General features: G+C 53.3%; 9 protein-coding genes. All 9 read right to left on the bottom strand.

The genetic code is table 11. The features are described from left to right. Positions 1-171 precede the first annotated feature (171 nt). The 9 genes from P1U71_RS06265 to P1U71_RS06225 all read right to left on the bottom strand — a co-directional run bounded on the left by P1U71_RS06265 (position 172) and on the right by P1U71_RS06225 (position 12584). Positions 172-1779 (bottom strand): class I adenylate-forming enzyme family protein, encoded by a 1608-nt coding sequence (locus P1U71_RS06265; RefSeq protein WP_301104709.1) that lies wholly within the window; start codon positions 1777-1779, stop codon positions 172-174. Positions 1780-1792: 13 nt separating this feature from the next. Next, positions 1793-2965 (bottom strand): acyl-CoA dehydrogenase family protein, encoded by a 1173-nt coding sequence (locus P1U71_RS06260; protein ID WP_301104708.1) that lies wholly within the window; start codon positions 2963-2965, stop codon positions 1793-1795. Positions 2966-3290: 325 nt separating this feature from the next. Beyond that, complete coding sequence (locus P1U71_RS06255; protein WP_301104707.1) at positions 3291-4646, bottom strand: biotin carboxylase N-terminal domain-containing protein; 1356 nt, start codon at positions 4644-4646, stop codon at positions 3291-3293. Positions 4647-4724: 78 nt separating this feature from the next. After that, the gene (locus tag P1U71_RS06250) at positions 4725-6668 is read right to left on the bottom strand and encodes a TRAP transporter fused permease subunit (RefSeq protein ID WP_301104706.1); all 1944 of its coding nucleotides are present in this window, start codon (positions 6666-6668) and stop codon (positions 4725-4727) included. Positions 6669-6842: 174 nt separating this feature from the next. After that, positions 6843-7823, bottom strand: a complete 981-nt coding sequence (locus tag P1U71_RS06245; protein ID WP_301104704.1) for a TAXI family TRAP transporter solute-binding subunit — start codon at positions 7821-7823, stop codon at positions 6843-6845. A 74-nt stretch (positions 7824-7897) separates the two neighbouring features. Beyond that, on the bottom strand, positions 7898-9514 hold the full coding sequence (locus P1U71_RS06240; protein WP_301104703.1) for an acyl-CoA carboxylase subunit beta: 1617 nt from the start codon (positions 9512-9514) through the stop codon (positions 7898-7900). After that, positions 9496-9717 carry an acetyl-CoA carboxylase biotin carboxyl carrier protein subunit gene (locus P1U71_RS06235; protein WP_301104702.1) on the bottom strand — a complete coding sequence of 74 codons (222 nt, stop codon included), beginning with the start codon at positions 9715-9717 and terminating at the stop codon, positions 9496-9498. The genes P1U71_RS06240 and P1U71_RS06235 overlap by 19 nt, the downstream gene beginning before the upstream one ends. Positions 9718-9741: 24 nt before the next feature. Then, complete coding sequence (locus P1U71_RS06230; protein ID WP_301104701.1) at positions 9742-11301, bottom strand: acyl-CoA carboxylase subunit beta; 1560 nt, start codon at positions 11299-11301, stop codon at positions 9742-9744. Further along, positions 11298-12584 (bottom strand): CaiB/BaiF CoA-transferase family protein, encoded by a 1287-nt coding sequence (locus P1U71_RS06225; RefSeq protein ID WP_301104700.1) that lies wholly within the window; start codon positions 12582-12584, stop codon positions 11298-11300. The genes P1U71_RS06230 and P1U71_RS06225 overlap by 4 nt, the downstream gene beginning before the upstream one ends. Positions 12585-12595: the final 11 nt, after the last annotated feature.

The raw sequence follows: 12595 nt of genomic DNA, 5'->3' as shown, positions 1-12595 counted from the left end.
TTCTGCCGACATTATCAGTGCGGCGTGTTTTCAACATTCTTCCTCAATGGCACCCCCTTTCTTTTATAACTTATGATTCAAAATTCATATTATTGAATTTCTCCTGAAAGAAACTTATCCTTTTGACCGAGAAAGTTCGCTTTGAAAGATCGAACCTTCCCGGCGTGACCGCTAGCCAACGGACTCCGCTAAGGTCTCCTTAAAGCGAGCGCGAAGTTCCGTTTTCAGTATTTTCCCCATCGGTGAGCGCGGCATCTGGTTGATGATTTCATATTGCCTGGGTATCTTGAAATCCGCGAGCTTGTCCGCGCAGAATTGCCGAACCGCCTCTACATCTATTTTTGCATCCGGCGAAATCGTCAGAACGGCAAGGAGGTCTTCTCCCAGCTTGTTGTGCGGGATGCCGATAACAGCCACTTCTTCCACCCCTGCATACCGAAGAAGGACGGCCTCGACTTCCTGAGTTCCAATGTTAAGGCCGCCTCGGATAACCATGTCTTTTTTGCGGTCAACGATATAGAGGTATCCCTCATCATCCAGCTTTCCCAAGTCACCGGAGAGCAACCACCCATCCCTAAGAGCTTCCCGCGTCGCCGCTTCATTCTTGTAATAACCCGAAAAAAGGGAGGGGGAGCGAACGGCGATTTCACCGATTATATTGTTCGGAACGTTCTGAATATTATCATCCACGATACGGAGTTCTGTTTCCACCCAGGGGACCCCGGACGATCCGATATGCGCGAGAGCCTCCTCGCCCACAAGGACAGTCCCACACGGCCCGCCTTCCGTTTGGCCATAGGTTTGCCGTACATCAAGCTGTGGAAAGGCATCAATAAGTCGCTGCGTCAACTCGGCGGGCATTGCCGCACCTCCCGCGTCGATAATTTCCAGCGACGAGAGATCACACGACAAGCTTTCATACTTCTCAAGCAGGAAAATATAGAAAGCTGGCACGCCTATATAGGTCGTGGTTCTTTCATTCTCCATCCGGCGGAGAATGTCTTCAACCTCTAACTCGGGATCAACAACAGCCGTTGCGCCGACAAACCAGCTTGGGTACAACACGCAGCGGAGACAAGCTGTCGTAAAGAAAGGGAAGAAGCTTTGATAAACGCTGTCAGGCCTCAGACTCATGGCTTGCGCAAACCCATAAGCGCTCGCCAATGCGCTCCGGTTACTCATTAATGCTGCCTTGGGCCGGGCTGTTGTACCCGAGGTGAACAGGATCTCCAGAATGTCTTCGAGCTTCCTTTGCGGCCAAACCACATCGACGGCCTCTGCCTGATCCAATACTGAATTCCAAGGAATAGTATTGCCGGATTCACCCTTGCCCGCAAGCATGATACTGTTGAGAAGCGGCGCATCGTCGCGAATATTTTCTGTGCGTGACCAGGTCGCGTCATCGCATACGAGATAGCGCACATCGGCGAGCGTCAGCGCATGCAGGATTTCTTCCTCGGCGAAGCGGGCGTTGATCGTTACGCAAACCATGCCGCCGAAGGCGCATGCCAGCAGCGTAATGATTGCCTCGTAGGCAGATTTATTATCGAGACAAACGCCGACATGATCATTTTCTGTCGCACCGATCCGGTATAGCCCGCGCGCCAGCTTTTCGCCGCGCCACACCATTTGAGCATAGGTAATACGCTCTTCCCCGCCAGTCGCTGATTGCGCGACAAGCGCAAGCTGGTTCGGCGTCAGTTTCGCTTGCGCTCTTATCATATCGGCCAGAGAGTTATACTCTCTCCAGTCGCGCGGCACGCTGCTATCAGTCTGCATCATCATATCCCGATCAAAGCTCACCGGCATTCCGCTGCTGAATACCGCGTGAGATGATTTCCTTCATGATCTCGTTCGCCCCGCCATAGATCCGCTGGGCCCGCGCATCCGCATAGGCGCGGGCGACCGGGTATTCCCACATATAGCCATATCCGCCAAAAAGCTGGAGACATCGGTCTATGACCCGGCCCTGCATGTCAGAGAGCCAGTATTTCGCCATAGCCGCGGTTTCACCTGTCAGTTCTCCAGCAAGCAGCCGGACCACACAATCATTGAGAAAAGAGCGCCCGACTTCCAGTTCGGTGCGCACCTCTGACAGGGTAAATTTCGTTGCCTGAAAATTTCCAATTGTCTGGCCAAAAGCTTTTCGCTCAAAAACATAGTCAACAGTCCGCTCGAACACCTTTTCGGCTATCGCCTGCGCCCAGACGCCAACGAGCAAGCGCTCCACGGGGAGTTCCTGCATCAGATACTGCAGACCCCGCCCCTCCTCACCCAGCATTGCCTCGGCGGGAAGACGAACTTCATCGAAAAAGAGCTCGGCTGTATCCTGTGCCTTCTGTCCGACCTTCTCCAGTAGTCGGCCTCGCTCAAATCCCTTAGTCTTCGCATCGAGCAGAAAAAGGCTTTTGCTTTTGGAACCGGCATCCGGTGAGGTATTGGCGACCACAATAACCAGGTCCGCAAGCCAGCCATTTGTAATAAAGGTCTTCTGGCCGCTCAGGACCCAGTCACTCCCATCCCGTTTTGCGCGCAGTTTGACGCCTTTCATATCCGACCCGGCACCGGGCTCGGTAATGGCAATACTTGAGATGACATCGCCACTAACGCAGCCCGGAAGCCAACGCTTCTTTTGCTCTGCTGTTCCAAGCCGCGCAATATAGGGGACTATGATATCGGAATGGGTAAAAATGCCGGGAAGCGCACACTCACTGCGCGCTATTTCCTCGACAATAACCATCGCATGAAGAAAATTTCCATCGATCCCGCCATATTCTTCGGAAATCATCGAGCATAACAAGCCCTGCGAACCAGCTTTCCGCCAGATATCCTTGTCGATATATCCCCGCTTTTCCCATTCAGCATAATGCGGGGAAACTTCGTCTTCGAAAAACCGGCGTGCCGTTTCACGCGTAAGCACATATTCCTCATCTGCCAACTGTGGCAGTGAATTAAAATTCTCCATGCTTCCCTCATAAAGTATGGGCGGCTGCGTCGTTTCAGTGATTGACTTTTTTCGGCGCGGATATCACCCAGCATTCCCTGTGTTGAAAGGAATTTATTTGCTGCAATATATCAAGTCAACATAATAATGATTTATGAATCATTTTTTATAAAAATAATGAGCCTAGAGCATTAGATGCGCATTGTCAGAGTAAATGCTTTGAGAAATGGCAATGTCAGATATACGATCTGCTCATGAAAAGTTCATTCCATGATAAGAAGCCATAGCATCAGGATGCACTCTCAGCGCCTCCTGGAAATACGCAATTCAGAAGGCAAAAGATCTCTTACTTGGACAGCTTTTCAATATAATTCGTGGTGATGTTAACTTCCGCAAAATCGGGGTCCGACAGAACGTCCAATAGAAACGCAATATTGTTCCCTAGCCCTTCTATCCTTGTTTCGGATAGAGCCTTGTGCATTCGTGCGATAGCGGCCTGCCGATCAACGCCAGAGGTAATAATTTTCGCGATCATCGGATCGTAATATGGCGTGATGGTATCCCCCTGAACGACTCCGGTATCGATACGCAAATCGTTCGTCTGCTCCGGAAATTTGAGCATGGCCAGCGTTCCGGGAGATGGCATAAATTTTTTCTCCGGCCGTTCCGCATATATCCGGCACTCCAGCGCATGTCCGGTCAATGAAATATCATCCTGATTTGCCGATACATACTCCCCGGCGGCGGCCTCAATCTGACATCGAACGAGATCGATGCCGGTCACCATTTCTGTCACCGCATGCTCCACCTGAATGCGGGTGTTCATTTCGAGGAAATAAAAATCATTCCGGTCACAGTCGTAAATAAATTCTACTGTACCAGCCCCGAGGTAGGATTGATGCCGAACAAGCGTTAGTGCCGCCGCCCGCATACGCTCCCGTATATTGTCCGAAAGGGCTGGTGCCGGAGCTTCTTCGATGATTTTCTGGAAGCGCCGCTGGATTGTGCAATCCCGGTCAAATAGGTGAATGCCGTCGCCATTGCCAAAGCCGAAAATCTGGATTTCCACATGTCGCGCATTGGGGACATATCTTTCCAGAAAAATAGATGGATCGCCAAAAATACGCTCCGCCAGTTTCTGTGTCGTCTCAATTTGCGAAGTGAGTTTCTCAGCCGCATTGACCGCCCGCATGCCAATTCCCCCGCCACCGGCGGCTGCCTTGACCAGCAACGGGTAGCCGATGGTCTCTGCAATCCTGGTCGGATCATCGTCATCTCCGGGACGAAAACGGCCGCTGCCGGGCAGCACCGGCACATCCAGACTAATCGCAAGTTCGCGGGCGCGTTCCTTGTCACCCATCGCATCAATCGTCGCGGGATCAGGCCCAATCCAGATATGCCCGTTATCTTGAACCGCCCGCGCAAAACCTGCGTTTTCGGCAAGCAATCCATAGCCCGGATGCACGGCATTCGCACCGCTTTCCCGCATTACTCTCAGGATCGCTTCAATATCGAGATAGCTCTCGTTTACTGGCGGCGGACCGATTTCATATGCCTCCCCCGCCATTTTTACATGCAGAGCTTCCTTATCCGCCTCCGAATAGACGGCAACGGTTGGTATTCCCATAATCTTACATGTGCGAATAATCCGGCAGGCAATTTCACCGCGGTTGGCGATCAGCAATTTATCAACAGAAGGCATGATTTTCTTTTAATCCGTATTTTTATTATTCAAAGCTTATTTCTTTGTTTAAGACGAGGCATCGTCGGCAACAGGCTATTACGTTTGCGCCTTTTTACCAAGCCAAACTGCCCGGCGTTGTCCGACGACCACAATTGCCAGCACAACGATTGCGGCAACATCCAGCCACCATTCATTCGCCGCGACCAACGCCCCGATAATTCCAAGGAACACGGCAACCGGGAGTGATATGCGCTGACGATAGAACCGTCCACCGCCAATAGCGAGGAGCATTGACGCAACAAAGCCCATGACAACTGACCACAGGATTTCGAGAGTACCAGCCTCCAACAATACCGCCGGGCGAAAGACAAAAAACAACGGCATCAAATATTTCATGAGCGCAAGGCGGATGGAAACCAGAGATACCGACCACCAGTCCGTCTTCGCGATAACGGCAGCCGTAAAGACAGCCGTGCAAACAGGCGGTGTCAGGGCGGAGAGCAATGCAGAATAAAACACGACAAAATGGGCAACCAAGGGATCGACATCCAGGCTGATAAGCGCTGGCGCGGCGACCGCAGCAGCCAAAAGATAGGCGGCGGTTGTCGGCATTCCCATCCCAAGGATCAGCGCGACAATCATTGACAGCAGGACGCCGACAAACAACTGGCCCCCACCAATACTAACAATCATCTCCGAAAGCTTTATACCGGAGCCGGTCAATCCGATGAGTGACAACGCCACCTGAGCCGTAACCAGCAGTGCGAGGATACCGGTAATTCCAAAGGCGGCGGAAATAACCGCTTTTTGCAGGTTCAATATTCTCTGCTTCAGGTCCTTGCCATGGAATAGCCCGATCAGCAGGTAAAGTCCGACATTTGTGCAAATTGCATAGAAGGCGGCAAGGGTCGGCGTATTGCCTGAAAACATGCTGGTCAACAGGACCCCAAGGGTGACAATCAACGGACCGATGCGGCCTATGGCAAGCACTTCCGCGCGAGTAGGAAGTTCTGTTTCATCGAACGAGCGCATGTCTTCACGGCGCGCTTCAACATCGATCGACATCCAGACACAGACGTAAAACAGCAGGGCCGGAATAGCCGCCGCATAAACAATATCAAGATAGGGCACCGAAAGGAGTTCGGCCATGACAAAGGCCCCTGCCCCCATGATCGGCGGCGTAATCTGGCCTCCGGAAGAAGCTGTTGCCTCAACCGCGCCGGCAAAACTCGATTTATAGCCGAGCCGTTTCATGGCGGGTATGGTGAAGGCTCCCGTACTGGCAACGTTTGCAACCGCCGCCCCGTTTAACATGCCGAACAGAGCGCTGGATACGGTTGCAACCTTCGCAGCCCCACCCGGAAAGCGCCCGGCCGCGAGCAGCGCCATATCCATAAAGGTTTGCGCCGCCCCCGTTGCCATCAGGAATGCCCCGAAGATGATGAAGATCGCAATAAGGTTCGCGGAAAGCCCTGTGACAGTTCCCCATATCCCTTCCGTGCCGAGATATAAATGCTCAATCAGATACTGAAAATCAAAGCCCGGATGGCCCCAAGTGCCAGGGATATGCTGGCCCAGCAACGTATACAGCAGCATAATGATGGCCAGGACGGGAAGAGCCGGCCCGGTCGTCCGCCAGGCAGCAACGAGTAAAATTATCGTCAGAATGGACCCCAAAATCAGGTCTATCGGCATCACTGCAAGATTGAAAGATTCTGTTATCCTTGTTTCCTGCGTCAGGATGTAAATGGTTGCCGTTGCCGCGAGAGCCGCAAATATGATATCGCTGGCCCGCCAGAAATTTTGCCGCGCACCCTTATCGCCATAAAATCGGACAAAACCGAGGAACACAATAGCAAGGCCAAGCCCGACATGAACCGCGCGCTGTGACAAGGGCGGTAATTGCCCGAAACCGGCAGTGTAAATCTGGAAAAAGACAAGGGCCATGCACAAGGCCCACATCAACGGCCGATAGAGCCGGGGCAACGCTTCCAACGCGTTCTCTTCATCTTCCTCCTGCAACAATTCTCCCGCGCTCATGTCCTTTGATCCCTGCCGAAATTTTGAGCTTAATAATGGATGATCACTGCTTATCCAAAACGACTGAATTAGGGTAAGCGATGCATCCATCTCCCGTTAGCATGGCATTCTTCGATGCGGGTGAGTCCAGCGAGCCTATCACACGCCGGACATACACCCTCAAAGAGGAACCGCTTATTTCATTTCAGGTGGAATAAGACGTTCCGGGACTTCAAGACCGCGAGAGCGGTAGAATTTCACCGCGCCGCTATGAAGAGGAATGGTAATGAGGTTCAATGAATCCTGCATCACGTCAAGTTTCCCAAAGGACGGAAACGCCGCAACCTGCGGCCCGGGGTTATCGACCACACCCTCCAGAATGGCAATGACTTGTTCATCTGTCATGCTATCAGCAAGTGCGAACTGACCGATTACCTGAACGGGCGATGTAAATGCCGGAAAGCCTTCAACTTCGTTGTCTTTATATTTCTGGAAGTTGATGAACGGAAATTTCGCCTTCACTTTGGCAACTTCATCATCCGTGAAGCCAAGCAGCCTGATAGGCGTAAATGCCATCAGCTCAAGCGTCGTCCCGTCCAGAACGGCCGTTCCTCCCGCTTTTACATAGCCATTTGACCGATTGTCCTTAACCGCAGCCACGGCATCGGCCAGGCTGGCACGATAAAGCTCCGGCTTTACATCAACCGCTTCAAGCATCTGGATGGCAAGCTGCTCTGTCGCGGAACCGCGTTGACCGGGGGTAAACTCCTTACCAGCCAGATCAGAAATTGACTTAATGCCTGAATCCTCGCGGACAACCCATGCCTGCAGGGCCGGGGCATGCACCCATAATCCCCGAAGATTTGGCATGGCGTTGCCGTCGAACTTACCAATGCCTTTATAGGCCTGATAAATTGTCGCGTAGGTCCCAAGGCCCATGTTGATCTGGCCCTGACCGATGCGCTTCAGGTTATCAACTGCACCGCCAGTCGAGATGACGGTAATATCAACCTTGTCACCCGATTTTTCATTGATGGCTTTTGCCGCGGACGCTGCATAAGTATAATGCACCGACTTTAGAGCCGTTGTACCGAACGCTATACGGTCAGCGGCTTGCGCCCCGCCGGCTACCATAAATACGGCGCAGATGGCCGCTAAACTGTTACGAATTATCATTTTTATTGCCTCCCTCTTCATTATTTTGAGATCGGGCTGGCATTCTCGAAGGGCCGGCACCGATATGGCACCCGTCAGGGTGAAACGCCCGCCTTCCTTTTTGGGCCAAGACTGGCCTTGAGCCGACCTTCCGCAAGCGCGATATACTCACAAAGGATCGGGCGGGTTTCGCTCGGGTCGATTATCTCTTCGACTGCAAATGCTTCTGCTGTCCGGAATGGTGAGGCATAGGCCCTGAGTTCCGCTTCCAGCTCTTTTTCACGAACCTTTGGATCGGCTGAATTTGCAATATCACGGCGGAATGCGGCGGCAACGCCTCCTTCCACCGGCAAAGATCCCCATTCACCGCTTGGCCAGCTTAATTTCAAGTCGATATCATTCTTGTTGCATGTTGCCATACCCGCCATGCCATAACATTTCCGGATGACGAGAGTGAGTGTCGGCACGGTTAGCTGCCCCGCCACATAGACGGCGCGCATGCCTTCACGCAACGTCGCCTCCTGCTCCGCCTTCAAACCAACCATGAACCCCGGTACATCAACCAGAAAGACCAGCGGGATATGGAACGTATCGCACAGCTCCATAAACCGGATTTGCTTATGGGCGGAGGAGGCATCCATGGCGCCTGAATAAAATTTCGGGTTATTGGCGACAATACCAACCGGACGGCCGTCCAGCCGCGCCAACGATGTGATGACTGATTTCCCATTTGTTGGCTGGATCTCGAAAACCGGTCCTTTGTCCACGACCAGGTTGATCAGGTCATGCATGCTGTAAGGCTGGGTGCGCTTTTCAGGCACAATGTCGCGCAGCGCCGCCTCACACCGATCCACCGGATCGTCACACGGAACGACAGGCGGCATTTCCCATACATTCTGAGGCATATAACTTAGGAACTGACGAATTTGATCAAGCGCCTCTTCCTCGGAATCAGCGGCGTTGTGAATAGTTCCTGCCTTATCGACAGCCGTCGCCGCGCCGCCAAGCTCTTCCTTGTCGATATCGCGACCCAGCGATCTTTTCACAACCGGCGGACCGGCGGCAAAAATCTGGCTTGTTCCCCGAACCATGACCGAAAAGTGAGATAGAATTGCGCGTCCCGCTGGTCCCCCGGCAGCAGTTCCCAACACAGCGGAGACGACAGGCACTTCACCCAGCAGCTGAACCGAGCGCTCAAATCCATGCACACCCGGAAACGCGACATAGCCGCGTCGCTTGGCTGAAGTTACCGTTCCCCCGGCCCCGTCAATCAGGTTGACCAGAGGAATTTTATAATAATGGGCAAGATCTTCAATAAAGCCACCCTGCCCGCCCTTGCGTCGTGCGGCCCCGAACGTCGTGCCACCGCGAACAGTGAAATCTTCTCCGCCAATGGCGACGGGCCGCCCATTTACCCGCGCCATTCCGGCGACATAGGGCGCCGGTGTTACCCGAACCAGCTTGTTGTTTTCATCATATTCACCAGAGCCGCCAAGCGTGCCGACCTCACGAAAGCTGTCTGCATCCGTCAGTTCGGAAAACCGTTCACGTACAGTCAGGCGCCCATTTGCATGCTGACGCTCAATCGCTTCCGCACCGCCCATTTCAAGGGCGGAGACACGCCGAAAATGAAGTTCCTCATTGATGGAGCTTCCGGCGGTCTCGTTGTCGTCCGCGCTTGCCTTTTCGGAGTTTAGCTCTCGATTGTGCATAGCACCTGATCCTCATCGACGGAATCTTCCGGTTTTACTTTGAGCTCAGCCAACGTGCCCTCAACCGGGGCTTCGACCGGGATTTCCATTTTCATAGATTCCAGGATCATAATGGTGTCGCCGACTTTCACCGTATCGCCCACACTCATTTCCACTTTCCAGACCGAGCCAATTACCTCGGATGCAACATTCGTGATGCTCATTTACGCGTCTCCAATTTACTGCGTTTAAAATGTCGTCGGCCAGTTGGCCAATTTATGGCGGCCGATACCGCGACTGCGTCTTAGGTGCTGAATTTTCAATTCTTCAATGAGATATCTGCGAGTGTCCTGCGGCGCGATAACACTCTGTGCCGCAAATATCTGCGCGAGACCGAGATAGGTGCTGTTACGCTCCATATCCTCGCGGATGGCTTCTTTTTCCGCACCGCTGGCATCCCGGCCCCAGGTTACGACGTCGGTCGCATATTTCGGATCCATGAAGCTGACTTCCGCCGTTGGCCAGGCCGCAACGGAATCGGAATTACGCCCACCGCCCATATTGAGATAGGCCTGTCCATAGCTCTTGCGCATGATCACCGAAAGCTTCGGGACTGTGCACATCTGCAGGGCCGTCATGAAATTGATAATCTTGCCCGGCGCCTTCTTTTTCTCGCCTTCAATGCCGATCACAAAACCAGGTGTATCGACCAGCATGATGATCGGGATATTGAAGGAATCGCACATGACAAGAAAGCGCGTGACCTTCTCGCAACCAGAGACATCCAGCGCTCCGGCCTTTGCCATCGGATTATTGGCCACCACACCGACAACGCCGCCATCCAAACGGGCAAGCCCCGTTACAGCCGTGCGACCGAAGCGCGGTTTGAACTCGAAAAAGCTCTCCAGATCGACGATGCAATTAATGATCTTACGGACGTCATAGCCACGCTTGCGGCTGTCCGGCAGTATTTGTGGAATATTTGCAGCAGCCTCATCGCTACCTTCAGGCACTTCAGAAATTGGTGGTGTTTCACCATTATGCGACGGCATGTAGGAGAGGAATTTGCGAATCTCGGCAAGCGCTTCCTCATCTGTCTCAACGACGCGATCCACCATCCCAGTTTCCTCGCTATGGAGTTTCCAGCCCCCAAGATCCTCAGGCTCAACCGTCTGCCCGATGGCAAGAGAGGCAAGAGCGGGGCTGGCAACAGCAAGAACGCCGCCTTTTCGCATAACCGTGAAATCGGCAAGGCAGGAGTACCATGCAGAAGAACCGAAGCACTGGCCGAGAACTGCCGATACCCAGGGCGTCTCGCGCTCCCGTGCGTATTGATGCGGATCGTTGCCGAGCATGGTTCCCATACCTTCTGACCCCATATTATCGGGCATCCGGGCACCGGAAGATTCCCCCAGGAAAATTAACGGAAAGCCGCGATCCGTTGCTGTACGCTTGATATGGCCGATCTTCTTCATATTGGTCGTACTGGACGATGCGCCCTTGACCGTAAAATCGTTGGAAACCACGCCCACCATGCGATCTTTGATCAATCCGAACCCAGCCACCTTGCCATCCGCAGGCGTCCTCTCCCGGTCTTCATCAAATACCGTGGAAACCCCGAGCAACCCATTTTCAGAGAAAGTTCCCGGGTCGAGCAAGGCATCAATGCGACTGCGGGCATTCATAACACCAGCAGCCTCACGACGCGCAAGTTTTTCCTTACCGCCCATCTGCCGCGCGCGCTCTTCCAACGCGCGCAGTTGCGTCAGCCGATCTTCAAGGGTTTCCGGTACTTCAACTTCGCTCATTCTACTGCTCCGGCAGGCTGTTTTTGGTTCTTGTTTTCTACGTCGGCAGATATCTGTTCTGGACCTTTGACGATTGAATTACTTTCAAGCTGATTAATTTGATCCACCGAAAGGCCCAACTCCTCGCCCAGCACGTCATAGGTATCTTCACCGCATTGTGCGCCAGCCCGCCAAATCTCTCCCGGCGTGCCGGAAAGTTTTGGCACGACCCCGGCCATCGTTACGTCACCAAGCTTTGGATCTTCCACATCAACGAGCATGTCCCGCTCCTTAAAATGTGGATCAGCGAAGATATCCTCCATCGTATAGATGCGCGCTGCCGGGACATTCGCGGCCAGCAATTCGCTTTCTATCTCTTCAACCGATTTAGAACGGGCCCATTCTGTAATTATGAGATCACATTCATCTTCGTTTTTTGCACGGGCCACAGCTGTTGCAAAATTCGGGCTTTCACTTAATTCTGGCTTGCCGATGGCTGCGGCGAGGCGCCGAAAAACCGGATCGGACGCAGCCGCGATCACAACAAACCGATTGTCGCCCGTTGGATAAATTGAGTTTGGCGTGTTCCCCGGCAATCGAGAGCCGGCCCGCTGTGCGACGAGCCCCAGCTGCTGAAAGGCCGGCACATGAGGTTCCATAAAACTGAAAGCAGACTCATACAACGCAGAATCCACGACCTGACCAATGCCCGTGCGGTTCCGCTCCACCAGCGCCATCATCGCCCCGAATGCGCCATAAAGACCGGTAATATAATCCGTAAGAGACGTCGCTACTCTTGGTGGTGGCCTATCCGGATCGCCTGTAATTTCCCGAAGGCCGCTTACCGCTTCGCCAACCACGCCATATCCGCTTCGGCTGCTATAAGGCCCCGTTTGACCAAATCCACTGATCCGCACCAGGACCAGGCCCGGATTTTCTTTTGAAAGGTCATCATAGCCAAGGCCCCAGCGCTCAAGCGTGCCGGGCCGGAAATTTTCAACAACGATATCCGCGCCAAGACAGAGACGGCGGACCAATTCACGGCCCTCTTCCTGCCTCATATTGATCGACACAAGCCTCTTATTACGAAATATTGAGGCGCCGTAAAGTGATTGACCGTCCCGCCGGGTGCCCATGGAACGCACCGCGTCTCCCTCCGGCTGTTCGACCTTGATGACATCCGCCCCGAAATCGGCCATCAGGCGTGCGCAGAAGGGCCCGGCAACCGTCGATCCCAATTCAATGACCCGCACCCCTTTCAAAGGGCCTCCCCCGGTATCCTTTTTATTTTTATTGGTTGTCATGAACTGGCCTA

Origin of the sequence: Sneathiella sp. (assembly GCF_029233945.1) — a bacterium.
Taxonomy (GTDB): Bacteria; Pseudomonadota; Alphaproteobacteria; order Sneathiellales; family Sneathiellaceae; genus Sneathiella.
The sequence above is the reverse complement of the archived record's forward strand: the minus strand, read 5'-3'. Positions and strand labels throughout refer to the sequence as shown.

Bases quoted from the DNA above. Each gene is read 5' to 3' on its own strand.
- P1U71_RS06265 (WP_301104709.1), bottom strand. From the start codon at position 1,779: ATGCAGACTGATAGCAGCGTGCCGCGCGACTGGAGAGAGTATAACTCT.
- P1U71_RS06260 (WP_301104708.1), bottom strand. From the start codon at position 2,965: ATGGAGAATTTTAATTCACTGCCACAGTTGGCAGATGAGGAATATGTG.
- P1U71_RS06255 (WP_301104707.1), bottom strand. From the start codon at position 4,646: ATGCCTTCTGTTGATAAATTGCTGATCGCCAACCGCGGTGAAATTGCC.
- P1U71_RS06250 (WP_301104706.1), bottom strand. From the start codon at position 6,668: ATGAGCGCGGGAGAATTGTTGCAGGAGGAAGATGAAGAGAACGCGTTG.
- P1U71_RS06245 (WP_301104704.1), bottom strand. From the start codon at position 7,823: ATGATAATTCGTAACAGTTTAGCGGCCATCTGCGCCGTATTTATGGTA.
- P1U71_RS06240 (WP_301104703.1), bottom strand. From the start codon at position 9,514: ATGCACAATCGAGAGCTAAACTCCGAAAAGGCAAGCGCGGACGACAAC.
- P1U71_RS06235 (WP_301104702.1), bottom strand. From the start codon at position 9,717: ATGAGCATCACGAATGTTGCATCCGAGGTAATTGGCTCGGTCTGGAAA.
- P1U71_RS06230 (WP_301104701.1), bottom strand. From the start codon at position 11,301: ATGAGCGAAGTTGAAGTACCGGAAACCCTTGAAGATCGGCTGACGCAA.
- P1U71_RS06225 (WP_301104700.1), bottom strand. From the start codon at position 12,584: ATGACAACCAATAAAAATAAAAAGGATACCGGGGGAGGCCCTTTGAAA.